The sequence below is a fragment of the Leptolyngbya sp. NIES-2104 genome, from assembly GCF_001485215.1.
Lineage (GTDB): Bacteria > Cyanobacteriota > Cyanobacteriia > Leptolyngbyales > Leptolyngbyaceae > Leptolyngbya.
Genome location: NZ_BBWW01000001.1, coordinates 5,417,142 through 5,437,260, shown reverse-complemented (window position 1 = coordinate 5,437,260; position 20,119 = coordinate 5,417,142). Strand labels below are relative to the sequence as shown.

Annotated in this window: 13 protein-coding genes; 12 read left to right on the top strand and 1 reads right to left on the bottom strand. The window is 47.8% G+C overall.

The genetic code is table 11. The features are described from left to right. The first annotated feature begins 439 nt into the window (after nucleotides 1-439). The 12 genes from NIES2104_RS26120 (at nucleotide 440) to NIES2104_RS26065 (ending at nucleotide 18,837) form a co-directional block, all read left to right on the top strand. Nucleotides 440-4,306 carry a non-ribosomal peptide synthetase gene (locus tag NIES2104_RS26120; RefSeq protein ID WP_059001283.1) on the top strand — a complete coding sequence of 1,289 codons (3,867 nt, stop codon included), beginning with the start codon at nucleotides 440-442 and terminating at the stop codon, nucleotides 4,304-4,306. Nucleotides 4,307-4,339: 33 nt separating this feature from the next. Continuing rightward, a complete protein-coding gene (rplI, locus tag NIES2104_RS26115; RefSeq protein WP_339375225.1) occupies nucleotides 4,340-4,837 on the top strand; it encodes a 50S ribosomal protein L9 in 498 nt (165 codons plus the stop codon). A 114-nt stretch (nucleotides 4,838-4,951) separates the two neighbouring features. Then, the gene (dnaB, locus tag NIES2104_RS26110; protein ID WP_059001282.1) at nucleotides 4,952-6,313 is read left to right on the top strand and encodes a replicative DNA helicase; all 1,362 of its coding nucleotides are present in this window, start codon (nucleotides 4,952-4,954) and stop codon (nucleotides 6,311-6,313) included. A 74-nt stretch (nucleotides 6,314-6,387) separates the two neighbouring features. Then, the gene (locus tag NIES2104_RS26105; RefSeq protein WP_059001281.1) at nucleotides 6,388-7,143 is read left to right on the top strand and encodes a M48 family metallopeptidase; all 756 of its coding nucleotides are present in this window, start codon (nucleotides 6,388-6,390) and stop codon (nucleotides 7,141-7,143) included. 68 nt (nucleotides 7,144-7,211) lie between these two features. Continuing rightward, on the top strand, nucleotides 7,212-7,412 hold the full coding sequence (locus NIES2104_RS26100) for a hypothetical protein (RefSeq protein ID WP_059001280.1): 201 nt from the start codon (nucleotides 7,212-7,214) through the stop codon (nucleotides 7,410-7,412). Nucleotides 7,413-7,677: 265 nt separating this feature from the next. Continuing rightward, nucleotides 7,678-8,766 carry a glycosyltransferase gene (locus tag NIES2104_RS26095; protein WP_059001279.1) on the top strand — a complete coding sequence of 363 codons (1,089 nt, stop codon included), beginning with the start codon at nucleotides 7,678-7,680 and terminating at the stop codon, nucleotides 8,764-8,766. A 58-nt stretch (nucleotides 8,767-8,824) separates the two neighbouring features. After that, nucleotides 8,825-11,038, top strand: a complete 2,214-nt coding sequence (locus NIES2104_RS26090; protein ID WP_082690084.1) for a polysaccharide biosynthesis tyrosine autokinase — start codon at nucleotides 8,825-8,827, stop codon at nucleotides 11,036-11,038. A gap of 882 nt (nucleotides 11,039-11,920) precedes the next feature. Next, the gene (gene hepC, locus NIES2104_RS26085; protein WP_059001278.1) at nucleotides 11,921-12,877 is read left to right on the top strand and encodes a heterocyst development glycosyltransferase HepC; all 957 of its coding nucleotides are present in this window, start codon (nucleotides 11,921-11,923) and stop codon (nucleotides 12,875-12,877) included. Between the two features lie 50 nt (nucleotides 12,878-12,927). Next, nucleotides 12,928-14,763, top strand: a complete 1,836-nt coding sequence (gene hepA, locus NIES2104_RS26080) for a heterocyst formation ABC transporter subunit HepA (protein WP_059001277.1) — start codon at nucleotides 12,928-12,930, stop codon at nucleotides 14,761-14,763. A 230-nt stretch (nucleotides 14,764-14,993) separates the two neighbouring features. After that, nucleotides 14,994-16,160, top strand: a complete 1,167-nt coding sequence (locus NIES2104_RS26075) for a glycosyltransferase family 4 protein (protein ID WP_059001276.1) — start codon at nucleotides 14,994-14,996, stop codon at nucleotides 16,158-16,160. Next, nucleotides 16,160-17,383, top strand: coding sequence for a glycosyltransferase family 4 protein (locus NIES2104_RS26070; RefSeq protein WP_072218138.1), 1,224 nt, complete (start codon nucleotides 16,160-16,162; stop codon nucleotides 17,381-17,383). The genes NIES2104_RS26075 and NIES2104_RS26070 overlap by 1 nt, the downstream gene beginning before the upstream one ends. Before the next feature lie 26 nt (nucleotides 17,384-17,409). Further along, complete coding sequence (locus tag NIES2104_RS26065) at nucleotides 17,410-18,837, top strand: glucose-6-phosphate isomerase (RefSeq protein ID WP_059001275.1); 1,428 nt, start codon at nucleotides 17,410-17,412, stop codon at nucleotides 18,835-18,837. Here NIES2104_RS26065 and NIES2104_RS26060 read toward each other — a convergent pair. Continuing rightward, the gene (locus NIES2104_RS26060) at nucleotides 18,834-19,985 is read right to left on the bottom strand and encodes an alanine--glyoxylate aminotransferase family protein (RefSeq protein ID WP_059001274.1); all 1,152 of its coding nucleotides are present in this window, start codon (nucleotides 19,983-19,985) and stop codon (nucleotides 18,834-18,836) included. The genes NIES2104_RS26065 and NIES2104_RS26060 overlap by 4 nt on opposite strands. Nucleotides 19,986-20,119 lie beyond the last annotated feature (134 nt).

Below are 20,119 nucleotides of genomic sequence, written 5' to 3'. Positions count from 1 at the left end.
ATCGTAATAAACTATGGCTCTTAACCGTGATTTCTAGGCAGACGGAGGTTGAGAGCAAGTTATTTCAGGGCAAGTTCTTCTACCCAGGTTGAGTTTTCGCGGTTCATACACAGATTTTTCAGTTTCTACAGATTCACGAATTTGTTCGGGTTGGGCAGCTACCGTGTACGCGTAAATCAAATTGGTCATTGCCGAAATTCTTCGCCCCCTAAATCCCCCATTCTGGGGGACTAAGAGTGGCACAGATCACACAGGCAAAATAGCGGCTCATATTCAAAGTCCCCCACCCGTGGGGAATTTAGGGGCTGAAGCCGACTGAAACGAAGCAAATACCAATTTAATGTGTACACCGTGAAAGTTAGGTTGATCGGTGTGTGTAGATGTACGCCGTGACTTACTGTGGCAGCCTGAGATCCATTGTTAATCGATCGATATTAATATGCAAAGTTTGACCGCCATCCATTCATCCACTCAAGCTTCGGTTGAATATTCTCTTTCTTGGCAGCAGCAAGGTTTATGGTTCTTGTATCAGCTTGATCCTGAAAGCAGTGCTTACAATATCTATCACACAGTTCGGATTCTCGGTGAGTTGGATGTAGCTGCTTGGAAACAGGCTTGGGAGCAGGTGTTTCAGGCTCATGCAATTTTACGATCGCGCTACGGTGACGCGAATGGAACCCCGTTTCGAGTAGTGCGATCAGGTCAGATTCCGCTGCGATCGATTCAGGCAATTGGCTGGAATGAGTCTACTTTGAAGGCTCAGATTTTAGCTGAAACCGCAAAGCCATTTCGCTTAGAGACAGAACCTGCAATTCGAGTGTGCTTGTTTCGATGCAGTGCTCAAGAGTGTGTTCAGGTAATCACACTGCATCATATTGCAGGGGATATGTGGACGTTTGATCTGCTGCTGGAGGAATGGGAACGGGCTTATCAAGGAAAAAGCGTTGAAGTGCGATCGCGAAGCGCGGTGCAAGCATCGACATACATTGATTATGTGAATTGGCAGCGCGAGATGATGGAGAGCGATCGCGCAAAAGAGTTGCTCAACTTTTGGAACAATCAACTTGCGGGGGAACTGCCTGCGATCGATTTACCGAGCAAGTCTCACCCAAAAACAGAGCGGAGTGAAACGCAATCTTTTCCACTGCCCGATCATCTGATTGAGCCGCTTCAGCCTCAGGGCTATAGTTTGTATCGCATTTTGCTAACGGCGTTTCTGGTGTTGCTGTATCGCTATACAGGTGAGAGTGATTTAGCGATCGGGAGTGCGATGGCGGGACGTTGGGGAACGGACTGGTTCCGTGATGTGATTGGCTACTTCTCGAATATGGTGACGCTGCGGATTCCAATTGACGGAGAGCTTGGATTTGAGACACTTCTAGAGCAGGTCGATCAGATTGTTCGTCAGGCGCAAACGCATCAAGATTTACCACTACAAGAATTAGTCAAACAGAAGAAAACGAGCCGTCTTTTCTCGGTTACGTTTACCTGGCAAAAACATCGTTGGATTGATCGATCGTTTGAAGGGCTGACCTTTGAACCGTATTTGCTCGAACATCAAGGCGGTGCAACGTTTGATCTAGATTTGCAAGTCGTTGAGGCAGGCGATCGCTTTAATTTAGTGTGGCAGTACAACGCGAATCGATTTGAAGCCCAGATGATTACCCGCATGGCTCAACAGTTTGAAACGCTGTTAGAGAGTGTGATTCTCAATCCTCAAGCATCGATTTCGCATCTCTCGATTTTGCCTGCCAAACAACAACATCAATTGCTAATTGAGTGGAATCGTACGGCTCAACCTATTCCATCTCAGTGTGTGCATGAATTGATTTCGGCTCAAGCAATTCGGACACCCGATGCGATCGCGGTTCAATTCAATCAAGACCGACTAACCTATCGCGAACTTGATCAGAAATCGAATCAACTCGCACGATTTCTACAAGCTCAAGGAGTGCAGCCCGGTAGTTTAGTTGGGATCTGCATGGAGCGATCGATCGACTTCATTGTTGGAATTCTCGGCATTCTCAAAGCAGGTGGCGCATTTGTTCCACTTGATCCGACCTATCCGAAAGAGCGGCTAGAATTGTTGATTGAAGACGCTCAGGTGACATTGTTGCTCACTTCACTTGGGATTGACTCGTTTAGTACAGCACCCGTTCACAGTCCTGTTCAGAATCATCATCTTGCTTATGTGATCTACACATCGGGATCAACTGGGAAACCCAAAGGAGTGATGATCGAACATCAAAGCATGGTCAATCACAATCTGGCAGCGATTCGAGAATATGAATTGAAGGAATGCGATCGCGTTTTGCAAGCTTCGGCACTGAGCTTTGATATTGCGATCGAGGAAATCTTCCCGACGTTAATCTGTGGTGCAACGTTGGTACTTCGATCTCCGGATTGTTTGATGTCTACTCAACAGTTTTTACAATTCGTTGAATCACATCAAATTACAGTCCTCAATCTACCAACAGCACTCTGGCATCAGATTGTTTATGGATTAACAGAGTTAGATTTGGTGTTGCCTGATGCGGTTCGATTAGTGATCGTCGGGGGAGAAAAGGCTTCTCGATCGACTTATCTCACTTGGTTAGAAAGAGTTGGGAACTACCCGAGATGGATCAACACTTACGGACCGACGGAAGCAACTGTGATTGCAACAATATACGATCCGATTCGTTCGGGATTTGATCAAGGTGAACTCTCGATCGGACGTGCGATCGCAAATACTCAGACTTATGTGCTCGATGCTCAGATGCAGCCTGTTCCGATCGGAGTCGCTGGAGAACTCTATATTGGTGGATTCGGAGTAGCACGCGGCTATCTGCGTCGCCCTGAACAAACGCAAGAGAAATTCATCGAGCATCAGTTTTCAGAATTGCCGCCTCAAAGACTTTATCGAACGGGCGATCTGGTGCGATACCGGTCAGATGGAAATCTAGAATATCTCGGCAGAAATGATGATCAGGTCAAGATTCGAGGATTTCGGATCGAGCTTGGAGAAATCGAATTTGCACTCAATCAGCATCCCGCGATTACGGACTCGATCGTGTTAGCTCAGTCGCAACGATTGATCGCTTACCTCGTGACTCAAGCCCCGATCGCAGACCTTCAGCGGTTTTTGAAACAATTACTGCCGAACTACATGATTCCGAGTGCGTTTGTCGAGCTAGAAGCTTTTCCGCTAACTCCAAATGGAAAGGTCGATCGTAAAGCACTGCAAAAGATTGCACCCTCGATTTCTACTCGAACAATTGCGCCTCCTGAAACCACGCTCGAACATCAACTCGTACAGATTTGGCAAGAGGTTCTCAAGATTGAGCCGATCGGGTTAGACGATGACTTTTTCGAGCTGGGCGGACATTCGCTCTTAATGCTGCAACTCGCGGCAAAAATGGAGCAAGCTTTGGGTCAATCGATTCCAATGGCACTGCTGTATCAAGTTCCGACAATTCGGCAATTGAGCCAAGCGATCGACAATGAACAAGCCGATTTCTCTCCTAACCTAATTCAATTCCAAGCAGGCAATTCCAATCGATCACCGCTTTTCTGCATTCCCGGCGCAACGGGAACCTTCCGATTTTGTGAAGGTTTACGCGCTCATCTTGACTCAGAACAACCGATTTACGGCATTCAGGAATTGTCGATCGATTCTGAAACCACACTCGAAATGATGGCAGGCTACACCCTTCGAGAAATGCGACACCTGCAACCAGAGGGTCCTTATTACCTAATCGGCTATTCGATGGGGGCTGCGGTCGCGTATGAAATCGCTCAACAGTTATACGATCAAGGGCAAGAAGTCGCTTTACTCGCTTTGATTGCCCCTGTGAATATGATGGCAATTCCAAAAAGATTCATAGTGCTGCAAAAGTTGCCAGTTGTACGGAATTTTCACTTACCGCTGGAACTGCTGACTCGGTGGAATGCGTTTCCTGTAGAAAGTCGATCGCTGCAATTCCACGATCGCACTCTGCTGTTCTTTAAAAAAATCATTTGGAGCTTAAAGCTCGTGGTGAGAATGACGCTGTTTAGCGCGATCGACAATCTCACAGGCAACACTGATCCCTACTGGCGGCATGGTCGCATTGTTCGCCGCTACCGTCCCCGAAAGAGCGCCTTTCCCATCCAGCTATTCATTTGTGAAGAAGAAGCCAAACCCTCGGAAATGTGGGTCAGTTGGCGCACGCTGGCAGACGATCGATTAACCGTTCACATTCTGCCCGGAACGCATTTATCCTGTGTCGATAAACCCACGATGAAAATTCTGGTCGAGAACATCGATCATCTTTTGCCAAAGTAAAGACGCGATCGATTCGTGTCTCCATCCTGTAGAATGGACTATTTGTGCGGAAACAATCGAGAACTTAGAATTATGGCGAAGCGGATTCAGCTCGTTCTCACGCAGAACGTCAGCAAATTAGGACGCATCGGGGACTTAGTCGAAGTCGCACCCGGTTATGCGAGAAACTATCTTGTGCCTCAAGGCATGGCAACCACGGTCAATCCTGGCATTCTCAAACAGGTCGCCCGTCGGCGCGAATTGGAAGAACAACGGTTAGCCGAATTAAAACAGCAAGCCGTTCAAATCTCAGCGGAAATCGAAACCGCTGGCGGATTTGACATCGAGAAACAAGCGGGCGAAAACGATTCGATCTTCGGAACGGTCACAAACCAAGATGTCGCCGATGCAATCAAGGCGAAGACCAATCAGGATATCGATCGACGTACAATCACGCTCCCCGATATCAGCAAGCTTGGAGAATACACGGCTCAAATCAAACTGCACCCAGAAGTCACCTCGAAAGTCGTGATTCGAGTCGTTGCGGCTTAGTACAGAGTTACTAAAACTTGCTAAGATTGGAAATAGCTGTATAGTTGGGGGTTGAGTCTGCGGATAACGTTTGATTCAGCCCCCACTCCATTCCCGCTACTGCTTCTCAGCATCATGGTTCAAGAATTCAATTTCCAACCCGTTAACGATCGCATTCCCCCTCAGAATCTTGATGCTGAAGAGGCAATTTTAGGCGGAATTCTCCTCGATCCGGAAGCGATTACCCGCATTCTCGACATTCTGCGCCCTGAAGCGTTCTACAGTAGCGCTCACCAAGAGATTTATAAAGCCTGCGTTGCTCTTCACCAGCAGGGATCTCCAACCGATTTGATGAGCGTTTCGACTTGGCTCAACGATCGCGGATCACTAGAAAAGTTAGGCGGACAGTCAAAACTGGTGCAACTGGTCGATCGAACTGTGAGCGCAGTCAATATTGATCAGTATGCAGCTTTAGTTGTCGATAAGTTTCTCCGCCGAAAATTGATCAGCACCGGACATCAGATTTCACAGCTTGGACATGAAACCGCGAAAGACTTAGAAAAAGTCTTGGACGAGGCAGAACAAAAGGTGTTCAGCATTACTCAAGTCCGACCGAATCAGGGCTTAATTGCCACAGCGGACATTTTGACCAAAACTTTTGCTGAGATCGAAGAACGATCGGCAGGAATGGCACTTCCTGGATTAGCTTCGGGCTTCTACGATCTCGATGGCAAAACTCAGGGATTTCAGCGATCGGATTTGATCATCGTGGCAGGGAGGCCGTCAATGGGAAAAACGGCGTTCTGTCTAGGTTTGGGGCGAAATATTGCCGCGCAGTATAAGCTTCCGGTTGCGGTGTTTAGCTTAGAGATGTCGAAGGAACAGATCGTGCAGCGATTGTTAGCAAGTGAAGCGCGGATCGAAAGTGGCAGACTGCGATCGGGCAGAATCTCCTCACAAGATTGGGAACCGTTGAGCAATGCGATCGGGCGATTGTCAGAACTGAGAATCTTCATCGACGATACGCCAAATATTAGCGTTGTGGAAATGCGATCGCGTGCCCGTAAGCTTCAAGCCGAACAAGGCGGCGCACTCGGCATGATTTTGATCGACTACCTGCAATTGATGGAAGGCAGCGGCAGCGAAAATCGAGTGCAAGAATTAGCGCGAATTACTCGTGCGTTAAAAGGACTTGCCCGTGAATTGAATGTGCCTGTTATTGCACTGTCTCAACTCAGTAGAAGTGTTGAAAGCCGCGCTGATAAACGCCCGATGATGTCAGATCTTCGTGAAAGTGGAAGTATAGAACAAGACGCTGACCTTGTAATGATGCTTTATCGCGACGAATATTATAACGAGGACACACCCGATCGCGGAATCGCTGAAGTTCTAATCACCAAACACCGAAACGGACCCACCGGGACAATCAAACTCCTATTCGAGCCGCAATTTACGCGATTCTTGAACTTAGCTGCTCCGAATCGGTTCGACTCTTAGCCAGAATGCTGATCCAAACCTAGGAGAATCTAGTAGTATAGATAACGGGTTTGGAATTGCTATCATGGGTACCAATGGTTGAGTCAAGACTGATTAAGGGTCAGCTTGTGGAACTCCCTCAGTATCGAGTTCGAGAAAGCATTAAAGCGAAACACGTCAGCCTCAGAATGACGGTACAGGGCGGCTTAGAAGTCATCATCCCACACGGATTTGACCAGAGCCGAATCCCTGAAATTTTGCAGACCAAGCAAAGTTGGATTGAGCGAACGATCGACCGCCTCGAAGCACAGCGACAACAATTCGAGGCTTCTCCCGCTCTGCCAGATCAACTGGCATTAAGAGCGATCGACCAACTTTGGGAAGTCGAATACCAGCCTACCGGATTTTCGCGTGTGACCCTGACCGAAAAAGGCAAATCGAAGCTCATTCTACGCGGCAACACAAATAATGAGGAGCTTTGTCGCGCTCTATTGCAGCAATGGTTAACCCACAAAGCTTATCAGCGGTTAGTTCCGTGGCTGTGGTCAATCAGTCAAGAATTGCAGCTACCCTTTCATAAAGCCTCGATTCGCGGACAGAAAACGCTCTGGGCAAGCTGTTCTCAACAATGCAACATTAGCCTGAACTATAAATTATTGTTCCTGCCGCCAGAACTTGTGCGCTATGTGTTTGTCCATGAACTCTGCCACACAGTACACCTCAATCACTCAGCGCGGTTCTGGGCATTAGTCGAAGAAAAAGATCCTCACTATAAAGCGATCGATAAAGCGCTGCGTCAATCGAGTCACTATGTTCCCGGTTGGCTGGAAATGCACAATTTGAAAGACTAACTCCGCCTTCGGGTAGGGGAAGTTCAGCGATTGAACCCGTAGGATTCAGAAAAATTCGGGTTTGATTTATGACAGAACCAGCAGAACGCTTACCGAAGCCGACCGACGATTCGCCACCTAAAAATCAAAAAGTGGTGAATCCAGACGATCTCGTCTACAGCGGTGGCTACCAGGGTGATCCTAGAGAGATCGTTGAAAATCCTGCCGTGACTCCTCAAATGCTCAATGAGCCTGGAGATTTGAGAGCCGACGAAATGGACGAAGATTAGAAATCTAGCGCAAAGATTGAACTTTCCCCTGTCTTTCGATATAGTCCGCTCTTAGAGCGCATCTCTGTCATCGGAAAGATGCTTAAACCTTCATGAAAAATTTACAGTTGCCTCGGTAAGGTTCTACTCTAAATTCTGGGGTAGATGTCTTTGAAGCTCTTATTGGGGCTTCATTGGGTACCGCCAAATCAGCGACGCGATCGATTTACCGATCCAGAGATACAATTCGAGGCTTCGAGTTTTCGGTTTCCTTCACAGTTTTGTCATGAAAGTTGCCCTAGTCCATGACTACTTAACGCAGAAAGGCGGCGCAGAGCGAGTTTTTGAAATGCTTTGTCGGCGCTACCCGGATGCAGATATCTTCACCTCGCTGTATGAGCCGGAAGCCTCGATCGATTTTGGCGATCGAGAAGTTTTCACCACCTATCTACAGCGAATTCCTAACGCTTCTCGCTATTTCAAGCTGTTGGCACCGCTGTATTATTCTGCGTTTCGAGCGTTGGACTTGCGCGATTATGATCTAATCATCAGCAGTACGACGAGCTTTGCTAAAGCCGTGAGAAAGCGCCCTGATGCGAAGCACATCTGTTTCTGCCACAACATTACTCGATTCCTGTGGGATACCAAGACGTATCTGCGAGAGTACACTGCTTATCGACGATTCCTGCCGCTCTTGGAACAGGTCTTTCGAGCGATGCGAAAAGCAGATTTGGCATATGCACAAGAGCCAGATGTTTATATTGCGAACTCAAGCACTGTGGCAGGGCGAATTCAGCAGTTCTATCAGAAGCCTGCACGAGTGATTAACTGCCCGATCGATAGTCAGCAGTTTGCTTTCTCAAATCAGAAAGAAGATTTCTACCTCGCTTCGGCACGATTGGTCAGCTACAAGCGATTAGATGTCGTCGTCGAAGCCTTTAACTGGTTGGGCTGGAATTTGGTTGTGACAGGCGATGGACCAGAGCGCGAAGTCTTAGAAGCGCGGGCAATGAAAAACGTGAAATTCTTGGGACACGTCAGCGATGCCGAACGCAAACAACTCTTGTCGAGATCGAAATCAGTAATTGTGATGGCACTGGAAGATTACGGACTGGTTCCGATCGAAGCCAATGCCAGCGGCACTCCAGTCATTGCTTACGGCGAAGGCGGTGTGCTCGATACGCAGATTCCAGGCACTACGGGTGTATTCTTCAACTCGCAAACCCCACAAGCTCTCCATCGGGCATTGCTCAAAGCAAAAGCGATCGAGTGGAATTATCAGAAAATTCGCGATCACGCGATGACGAAATTCTCAGAAGATGCCTTTTTTCAATCGATCGAAGGCGTGATCACAGAAGTTTGTGGCACTGGGTAATTGCAGTTCGACGGATTTTATAGTTTCCTGAAATTTAGAATCAACGGAGTAAACGATCGTGGCGCAAGGCAATATCACCCTGTTCAATCCATCCCCACCGGCTCAAGAACCTGATCCAGGGTACGGTCAGCTTTTTGGCGTGTTGATGCGCCGGAAGATCTGGTTCCTCGGCGCAGTCGCAGGAACGATCGCGCTGGCGGCAGCGGTCACTGCTTTTATGCCACCGACGTATCGCAGTACGATGCAGATGCTCGTTGAATCGAATTATCGAGAACGACGCGCCCCCGGAGATAACAGTCCTTCGTTCGCTGATCCCAATGTCGAGAGCGATACCGCGACACAAGTGAATTTAATGCGGAGTACTCAACTGTTGCAGCGGGCAGTGGATGAATTGCAGCCGCGATACAGCGATATTGATGTCGATCGCTTGAGAAACCGGCTCAATATTGCTCAAGTTCAAGAACTACGCGGTAGTGAGCGAGTGAATACCAGCATCGTTGAGATGAGCTATATCGACTACGATCGCGTTAAAACCCGTGAAGTGCTCAAATCGCTGCAACGAGTTTATCAAGATTACAACCTAGAGCAGCAGCGGAATCGGTTGGCGAAGGGGCTGTCGTTTATTGATCGCCAAATTCCGCAAGTGCAAGAAAAGGTGAATAAAGCTGAGGCGGATTTGGAACGGTTCCGCAAGTCGTCGAATTTGGTTGACCCAGAAGACCAATCGAGAGCCTTGATTGAATCGCTGCGGGAATTGCAGAAAGATCAGCAGTCGAATCGAGGTGAACTCGCAAGCGCACAAGCGAGATTTTTAGCGCTTCAGCAGCAACTTGCCCGATCGCCGGAACAAGCGACGATCGCATCAAGACTGAGCCAATCGAATCAGTATCAAGCGCTACTAGCGGAGATTCAAAAAACCGAAGTTGCACTGGCTCAGCAGCAAACGCGATTTACCAGTAAAACGCCGTTTGTGCAGCAATTGTTAGATCAGCGTCAGCGGCAGGTTGCCTTGTTGCAGCAAGAAGCGCAGCGGGTTTTGGGGGCGGATGCAGGCGCGATCGCGGGATCAGATTCTGCGCTATTCTCAACCGGACAGTTGGGTGAAAATGACCTGAAGTTTGCCAGCGACCTGACCCAGGCGCAAGTAGACTTTTTTGCCGCACGAGCGCGAGATCAAACATTAGCGGCAGAAGCTCAGCGATTACAGTCTCAACTGCAACGCTTCCCAACACTACTGGCGGAATACAATCGCTTGCTGCCGACCGTGAAACTCCAGCGGGACACGCTTGATCAATTAGAAAAGGCGCGGCAGGGATTAGGCTTAGAGATTGCCCGTGGTGGCTTTGACTGGCAGATTGTGGAGCAGGCGAAAGTCGGTCGCCAAGTCGGTCCTAATTGGTTGAGAAATCTCCTGATTGGAGGGGCAGCAGGCTTGATGCTTGGGTCTGTTGCAGCCTTCTTACGCGAGTCGGCAGATAAATCGATTCGGACATCGGAAGACTTGACCAAGCAGGCATCGATTCCACTGATCGGCATGGTACCAGAACTACCGATGTCGGAACTAATGCCGACGACGAACTTTGCTTTTGGTCGATCGACGGGTGACACCTCGATGCTACAAGTCCTGCACTGGGCACCGTTCCGGGAATCGCTTGATTTGATCTACAAGAATCTGCAATTGATGACTGATGGTGATCCGATGCGATCGCTGGTTGTGACTTCGGCGCTTGCAGGTGAAGGAAAATCGACGGTGGCGCTAGGATTGGCGATTAGTGCGGCGCGGCTTCATCAGCGGGTCTTGTTGATTGATGCGGATTTGCGCCGTCCTGGGTTGCACGAGCAGCTACAGCTTCCAAACGAGCATGGATTATCCACGTTGTTGACGAGCGATCGCGCTTTAACTCAGGCAGCGATTCAACCTGCTAGTACCTATAGTGATTTACCGATTTCGGTGCTGACGGCTGGACCGACTCCGACCGATTCGGTGAAGCTTCTCAGTTCTAAACGGATGCGCGATTTGATGACGGTGTTCGAGCAGCATTACGATTTAGTGATTCTCGATTGTCCTCCAGTTTTGGGAATCGTGGATGCGCTATTGGCGGCATCATTCTGTGATGGAACGCTGTTAGTGGGGCGCATGGGACATGTGGATAAGAACGAAGTGTCGCAGGCGGTCGGAATGTTGAGTCGGTTGAATTTGGTGGGTGTTGTGGCGAACTGTTCGGAGAGCGGACATAGCTACTACTATCGATCGGCGACTCAAACGGCTTAAGAGGATGTTTGAAAGGTATAAGAAGTTTCTTCGCTTCGATTGCATCTCGCCCTGAAATGAATTTCGGGCTAATGGTGAAAAGTCTACTGAAGTAGACTCGGAGCTATTTTCAAGTTCTTAGTCCATTTCAATGGACTTTCGCCGATTAGCCCGAAATTCATTTCAGGGCGGGACGTTGCAACGAACGACAACTTTTCAAACATCCTCTAAAGAAGTTTGTGTTAAAGCTTCACTTTTCTTGCAAGAGAACAAGTCCGATGATTTGTTCTCCTAATTATTTTGAGTTCCTCGATCTCTTCATTTAGAAAGATGATGTCGTTTGTCACAGTCCGATCGAGCTATGACAAATGACAGGACAGAATTAAAGATTAGGAAAATAGGAATACGATCGCAGTTTAGGCTTCGGTTAAATTTATGAATTCGTATTCATGAAAGCGAGAATCGTGACGATCAGCGGAGTGCTAAATTGCTGAAATGAAAAAAGTAAAGCGATCGCTTGATCCCGGTACAAATTAGCAGCTTTACCGTGCTATTTATTTCGCCAATACTGAGATTCAGAATGTATTTTGGTATAGGATATAACCCTCTTTATCTAGAAATATTGCTGAATTACGACTAAAGGTGAATACAAATTTAACCAGATTCAGTAAAATGAATTGCAATTATTCCAAAAGATAGAACCTCTTTTTCTTCTTACTGTTGGTGGACACATTTCTCATTAAATCTACTAAGATTTGAGTGACTAATGATTCGAGTAGTTTCCCTGAAACTTAGGCTTAAACGTACAGTATCTTTGAAGCAGTTAAGTTCATTAGGGTGCTCTATTGACTGTCAACTCTGCCTTTCAAAAATCCGAATTTTCGCGACTTTACCGGATACCTCATGACAACTTTTAATCCGCTAATTTTGCAAGGAACGCCCAGTCCAATCCGGGAAAAGACCGGAGACGTAGCGCAGGATCGCCGACGGTGTTTTCTGTACTGGCGGCGCACTCAGCTTCTCGTGTTGCAACCAGCAGCAGAGGAGCGCGATCGCACTTCCAAGCAACCCCCACTTCCGCCGCTCTCGAATCCAACTTGGCTAACTGAGTGCCTTAAGCGTTCTCCCATTCGATTGGTACGGATTGATCCAGCCTTGGAAGAATCGACCATCAAGGAATGGGCAGAAGCGTGTAAACAGTCCGGGAAAACGCTCTATTTACGGTTGCCTCCTGCGACTCATCTTCCGAACCGGAGAGAACTTCTGTGGGTCTGCAAGCGGATTTTGGATTGGAGTGTGGCGGCGTTGTTGTTAGCTTTGCTCAGTCCGATGTTTGTTTTGATTGCAGTCGCGATCGCGCTCACGTCTGAGGGTTCGGTTTTGTTCAGCCAGTGGCGAGTCGGTCAGCGCGGAAAATTATTTCGGGTGCTGAAATTTCGGACGATGGTGATGAATGCGGAACAGGCGCATCATGGCATCATGGCGAATCAATCGGCGGACTGTTTGCACAAGCGCGAAGACGATCCGAGAATTACACCGATCGGGAAATGGTTGCGGCGCTATAGCTTGGATGAATTGCCGCAGTTAATTAACGTGCTGCGGGGCGAGATGAGCATTGTCGGTCCCAGACCTTGGGCGTTGTACGATGCACTGCGGATTCGTCCGGAGATGCAAACGCGACTGAATGCACTGCCGGGAATTACGGGCGCGTGGCAGGTAGAAGCTCGATCGACAGTTTTGGATTTGGATGCGGTGAACGATCGCGATTTAGAATATCTTAGAAATTGGTCACTCAGGGGCGATTTCAAGATTCTGCTGCGAACGGTTCCGAAAGTACTATCAGGCTTTGGGGCGTTTTGAATCTTGGTGCAATTCTATTGTTGAGATTGCAAGACTAAGAGGAAACCGGGATGCCCCGACGGATTAAACGAATTTTCAGCACGACTCGGTTTTGGCAGGAATACGGATTTATTTTTCGGGAGTTCAAATTCTTCCCACGAGTTGCGATCGCGGCTATGATTTTTGCGATCGGGTCTGCGGCGTTTGAAGGATTCGGTTTTGGATTCCTTTTAGCGTTTCTGCAAAACTTGGTGAGTCCGACGCTCGAACCGTTTCGCACTGGGTTCAATTGGTTTGATGTTTGGATTTTGGGAGTCGATCGCGGAGCGACTGAAAGACTGTTGCGCGTATCGAGTCTGATTCTGTTGTCGGCTTGGATTCGAGCCGGATTTAATTACTTTACTCAAGTCTATACCGATTTAGCTCAGCAGCGGTTAGTGGATCGATTGCGCCGTCAGGTCTTCGAGCAATTACAGGCGGTGAATCTTAGTTATTTCAATCGAGTTGCTTCTGGTGAACTGATTAATACCATCACAACTGAAATCGGTCGGTTGAATTTTGCGTTTGCGTTGTGTTCGTTTATTTTTATTAGAATATTGACGCTGATTTTGTATTCAGCATTGTTATTCACCATTTCATGGCAATTAACGATCATTTCTTTAGCGTTATTTGGTGTAGTTGCGATCGTGCTTTCTCGATTAAACGATCGAGTGCGATCGAAAAGCGTTGCGGTTTCTGCTGCAAATGGGCGATTTACCAGTACCGCTTTGGAATTGATTAACGGCATCCGGACGGTTCAGGCGTTTGCGACTCAAGACTATGAACGCAAGCGATTTTACACTGCTAGTTCAGAAGTCGTCAAAGCTGGTACGAAAGCGACTCGGCAAGGTGCGATCGTGCGTCCATTAGCCGAAGGATTAGCGACCACGATTCTGATTGTGATGATCATCTTGGCGATCACAGTCTTTGTGGAGAATGGCACCTTACAAACGGCATCTCTGCTTACATTTCTGTTTATTTTGTTCCGGTTGGTTCCTGCCATTCATGAAGTGAACGGTAGTCGAGTGCAGTTAATTTCGGCAAGCGGATCAATCCGAAATTTGCGGGAATTGCTGCGGCGCGATGACAAACCGTATTTACACGAGGGCGATCGCACATTCAAAAGTTTGAATCACGCGATCGAATTTTGTGCGGTCGATTTTGGCTACGATCCCGATCAATTAGTGCTTAAAGAGATTTCACTCTGCATTCCAAAAGGGCACACAACCGCGATCGTCGGTGGCTCTGGTGCTGGGAAATCAACGCTAGTCGATCTGATTCCACGATTCTACGATCCGACCTTTGGCAAGATTCTGTTTGATGGTGAAGACGCGCGATCGTTCACGCTCGAATCGCTGCGAAAGAAAATGGCGATCGTGAGTCAAGATACGTTTATTTTCAATACTTCGGTGCGTGACAATATCGCGTACGGTTTAGAAGACATGAGCGATCAACAAATCTGGCAAGCCGCAGAACAAGCGAATGCACTAGATTTTATTCTCGAATTGCCAGAACAGTTTGCAACCGTGTTGGGCGATCGAGGAATGCGATTATCTGGGGGACAAAGACAGCGATTGGCGATCGCTCGTGCTTTATTACGTGATCCAGAAATTTTGATTCTAGATGAAGCAACCAGTGCGCTCGATTCTGAGTCAGAACAGTTGATTCAGCAATCGTTAGAGCGATTATCCGCAGGGCGAACCGTGATTACGATCGCACATCGGCTTTCAACGATCGTTCGAGCGGATCAGGTGGTGGTGATGGAGCAGGGGCAGATTGTCGAGCAGGGGAGCTATCAGACGTTGTTAGAAAAGCGGGGGCGACTTTGGCAGTATCACCGAATTCAGCACGAACTGCGATCGGGTTAGAGGGTGTTTTGAAGGTTTCTCGCTGCGGTTTCGCCCGCCCCGGAATTCCATTCCGGGGCTAACAGAACGAAGTTCACTGAAGGAGACTAAAACCCAAACGCAGTCCTTCAGTCCTTTTCAAAGGACTTCGCACGATTAGCCCCGAATTCCATTCCGGGGCGGGAGTGAACGAAGCGAGAAATTTATAAACATAGTCTGACTTGCAACGAATCAACCACTGCACAAACTGCATGAATCTGATTATTCTTGAAAATCACGTCACCAGTCAGCGCGGAGGACAAGAAACAAACCTACTCACCATCTGTCGTGGACTCTTCGAGCGCGGGCATCGAATCACCCTGCTCTATCTCAAACCAGGAGATTTATTAGCAGAATATCGATCGTTTTGCGATCGCACGATTCAAATTAGCGCTTACGGTTTCGATTGGCGAAGTTTAACTAGCACGATGCGATTTCTACCAAGCTTGATTCAGATCAGGCAACTCTCGATCGAGCCAAATTCCGTCATATTTTGCAACGACTATCATTTCTCATTATTTGCGTCTGCACTTTCGTTTTTCCGCCAAATCCCGTATGTGTGTTATCTACAACTTCCACCACTGCAACTGAATCGACAACGAAAATTTGGATTGCGAAACGTCGATCGATTTATTGCGGTTTCTCATCAGACAAAACAAGATTGGATCAAGTTTGGAACGGACAGCGATCGTATTCGAGTCGTACATAACGGCGTTGATTTAGAGAAATTCAAACCTGCTGAAAACTCAATTCAAGCACGACAGCAATGGGGTATTTTTGATGACACAAAAATCATCTCCTATATCGGTAGAATCGACCGGGAAAAAGGACTTGAAACCCTGATTCAAGCGACTGCGATCTTAATGAAGGAAGGAAGAAGAATCAAAACGCTGATTGCTGGAAAACCCCTCACACATTACAGTTTTTCTAAAGGGCGCGAGTGTGAAGACAAAGGCATGAATTATTTACGATCGCTCACTCAATTAGCTGACTCTCAAGACGTTTCTGATCAAGTTCAATTCGTCGGACATCTTGCGAATCCGATTTCGCTTTATCATGCCAGCGATGTGAACGTTTTACCGAGCATCTGGAGCGAGCCTTGTAGTTTAGGTTTGTTTGAATCGCTTGCCTGCAGTGTGCCCAAAGTTGCCAGTCGGATTGGCGGAAATCCTGAGATTTTAGCAGGGGAATTCGACGATTACTTATTCGAGCCTGGAAATGCAGAAGATTTGGCAGAGTGTCTCGATCGCGTCATTGATTGGCGAGAAAAAGATCCAACTTTAGGAATACAGTGTCGTCAGTATGTTTCCGATTATTTTAGTTACGAGAAATTGATCGATGGTATCGAAAAGAACCTACTTGAACTGGTTATTTCCTAATGAAAACCCTATTCACCATTCATTATCCTGCTGATTCAAACGCTGGCGGTTTTGGGGTCACTCAGCGCTTAGGTGAAGAATATGAAAAATTAGGACATCAAACCGAGTTTTACTCACTCAGTGATTTGCCAAAATCGTTACATCCCCTCGCAAAATTCTTACTTTTTCCTGAATTCACCGCTGCGAAAATTGTGCGATCGCTCTCGAAATCCTCGATCGATGTCATCGATGCCTCGACCGCTGATGCCTGGATCTGGGGCTTAATCCTGCAAAAATTCCGCAAAACTCGTCCGCTCTTAGTCGCCCGCTGTCACGGCTTAGAACACATCGAACATTTGGAATACCTCGAAGAAGCCAAGCGCGGAAATCTCAAACTCGAATGGAAATACCCACTCTACCGAGGCAGTATTCGTCTCTGGGAAGCAGCAACTTCGATGCAGCAATCGGATCTCGTTCTGTTGTTGAACAATCGCGATCGCGATTACGTCGTCGAAAAGTTAGGAGTTCATCCCGATCGCGCTCACGTTGTCCCAAACGGCATTCCTGAAACGATGTTGAATCGATCGTTTGAGCCAACCCCGCCCGAAAATGAACCGATTAAAATCGCTCAAGTTAGCAGCTACATTGTTCGTAAAGGCATTCAGTATGGTTCACCTGCGTTGAATGCGCTACTCAAACGCTATCCGAAACTCGAAGTCAGCTTATTCGGAACTGAGATTCCAGCAGAGCAGGTTTATGCTGATTTCGATTCAGAGGTGCGCGATCGCTTAACCGTCATTCCTTATTATGAAAATCATCGACTCCCAGAATTGCTCAAAGGGCATCACATCAAAGTCATGCCTACGATTTCTGAAGGCTTTGGGGTTGCACTCTTAGAAGCGATGGCGTGCGGACTGGCTCCGGTAACTACAACCGCACCGGGACCGATGGAAATTGTGCGCGATCGAGAAACTGGGTTGATCGTGCCTTGTCGCGATCGAGCCGCCTTCGAGCAAGCGATTGAGACGTTGATTTTAGATCGCGGTTTGCTCGATCGACTCAGGCAGAATGCTTGTCGATTTGCACAGCGCTACAGTTGGAAAAATATCGCTCAGGAGAATCTCAACCTGTATGACTTGGCTTGGAAACTGCGATCGGATTTATCGCCTGAATGGATGACGAATGAACGCGATCGACCCACGATATACAAACGCGATTACCCGACCACGTACAGACGCGATTAATCGTGTCTCTACCCCCACCTAAATTTATGCACACTACCCAACCTCAACCCAAATCGCCGCAGCTCTCTGAACCCTGGCTGCTCGTTGGCTGCCTCATTGCATTCACCGCCCTTTGTCTCGCCGTAAATGCTGCCTCAATCCTTCGATTAGTCTTTCCTGCGGGAAGTCTAGCGGTTGGAGCACTCCTCTTTTTTCGATATCCCATTTTCTACATCGGATATACCTGGTGGCTGTGGTTTCTCACCCCGTTTGTGCGTCGATTAATCGATTGGGAAGTCGGCTGGCTCGATCCAAATCCAGTCCTACTTGCTCCATTTTTCGTCGCATTTATACCGATTTTGACGTTACTCATTCAATTACCCAAAGCAATCAAAGGAAATGGACTTCCTTTTGTCATGTCTGCTGCTGCTGTATTGTATGGAGCATTCATTGGACTGTTAAGCTATTCATCCCAGACCGTAATCATCGCACTATTGAGCTGGATGACACCGATCTTATTCGGATACTATATTTTTTCCCATTGGCGAAACTTTCCCGAACTCAAGCGCGTTACCGAAAAAACTTTCCTGTGGGGAATTTTGGTTATGGGAATTTATGGAGTAATCCAGTTTCTGGTCGCGCCCGTATGGGATCAGTATTGGCTGCAAAATTTGATTAATCTGCTGCAAATTTACTCGTTCGGAACACCAAATCCATTAGGCATCCGTGTATTTAGTACGATGCACTCTCCACAACCCTTTGCGACCGTAATGGTGGCAGGATTGTTATTGCTGTTTGCAATTAAGAGTCCAATCAAGATTGCATCCTCAGCGTTTGGCTATTTGGCGTTTCTCTTAACGTTGGCGAGAACATCCTGGCTGAGTTGGTTTATTGGTTTAATCGTCTTCATCCCTTCGTTGAAGCCCAGACTCCAGATGCGGTTGATTGTGACGTTAATGGTGATGTCTCTCGTCGTATTGCCATTAGCGATGATTGAACCCTTTTCGACGGTGATTAGTTCGCGATTTCAAACGTTTTTCTCTGCGCAACAGGACGGGAGTTTTATCGATCGTAGTCTCGGCTATTCCAATCTCTTAAGCGAAGCCTTCAGCGAAATCGAAGGGCGCGGTTTAGGATACGTGATTCGAGATGCAAATATCGGCGGAAACGATAGCGGGATCTTAACGCTGTTCTTGAATTTGGGCTGGATTGGCACGATTCCTTATGTTGCAGGAATGGTGCTTCTGGTCGTGAATGCGCTGCAAACTCGCCAAGCCTCAAACGATCCGTTTGTCGGTGCCTGTCGTGCGATCGTCATTGCCACCGTCTCCCAAATCAGTCTGAATACAGTCTTTCTTACTCCATTCGGAATTGTGCTTTGGGGATTTATGGGACTAGCTGCGGCGGCTCGATTGTACGAAACGCAACAGGCAGCTAATCCCCCGACGATCGAGACAATCCTTGATCAACGTTAGTGCGATAAAACGCTCGCAGCGGCAGCAATTCCCGCTCCAGGCGTGAATCCGTCGTAGTTGAGGTCTTGCAGAGTCGCTTCAAGAGCAGCGATCGCAGTTAAAAGATCGCGATCGCTGACAAATCCCAAGTGACCAATTCGGAAAATTTTCCCCTTGAGATGATCTTGTCCACCTGCGAGGGCAATATCAAACCGATTCCGCATCACTTTCCGAATTTGTTCTGCATCGACTCCATTCGGCATCACGGCGGTAATCGCTGGACTACTGCACTCATCCGCTGCAAACAACGGCATTCCTAAACCTTTAACTGCCGCTCGTGCTGCTGTCCGAAGCCGTTCGTGTCTTGAGAAAATGTTTTCTAATCCTTCTGCCTGCATCATTCTCAGAGCAGCTTGCATCGCGTAGAACAAGTTAATCGCAGGCGTGAACGGAGTGGTATCTTTCGCGCTCGACTTACGATATTTGCCCAAATCCAAGTAGTACCGAGGCAATTTCGCAGTTTTATAAGCTTCCCAAGCCTTCGGACTCACAGCAACGAAACCTAATCCCGGCGGAATCATGTAGCCTTTCTGCGATCCTGATGCAACGACATCTAAGCCCCATTCATCGACGGGAACACTGGTCGCACCCAAACTGGTCACAGTATCCACAATAATCAACGCTTCGCCATGTGCTTTCACATAGCGATTGATCGTTTCCAAATCATTGATCACACCCGTTGAAGTTTCACTGTGCGTGATGATCACGGCTTTGATTTGTTTTTCTCGATCGCTTTCCAACCGTTCCCGAATCGCTTCGGGGTCGAGCGGTTTACCCCATTCTGCCGTCACGCGCTCAGTCTGCAATCCATACGCATCAGTCACTTCTGCCCAGCGTTCCCCGAATTTACCATTCGTTCCAACTAAAACGCGATCGCCCGGACTGAGGAAATTGATGATGCCCGCTTCCATCGCGCCCGTCCCACTTGCCGCGAGAATGAGCACATCATTTTGAGTTTGATGCAGCCACTTTAAATTTTGAGTGACTTCTGCCACGATTTTGCCAAAATCACCGCTCCGGTGTCCGATCGGATGTTTTGCCATTGCCGATAAGACCTGCTCCGGCACCGGAGTCGGTCCTGGAATCATGAGCATTAATTTATCGTCCATGATGGGTTCCTTAGAAAGCTAGAACAATTTGTGCATGATCCAGGATTACACAGATGGTTCAGAATGCGGATTGAATTTGATGAAGCGATCGCGCCAAAAAATTCCCCATCGCAAAAGATAGGGAAATCCATGAT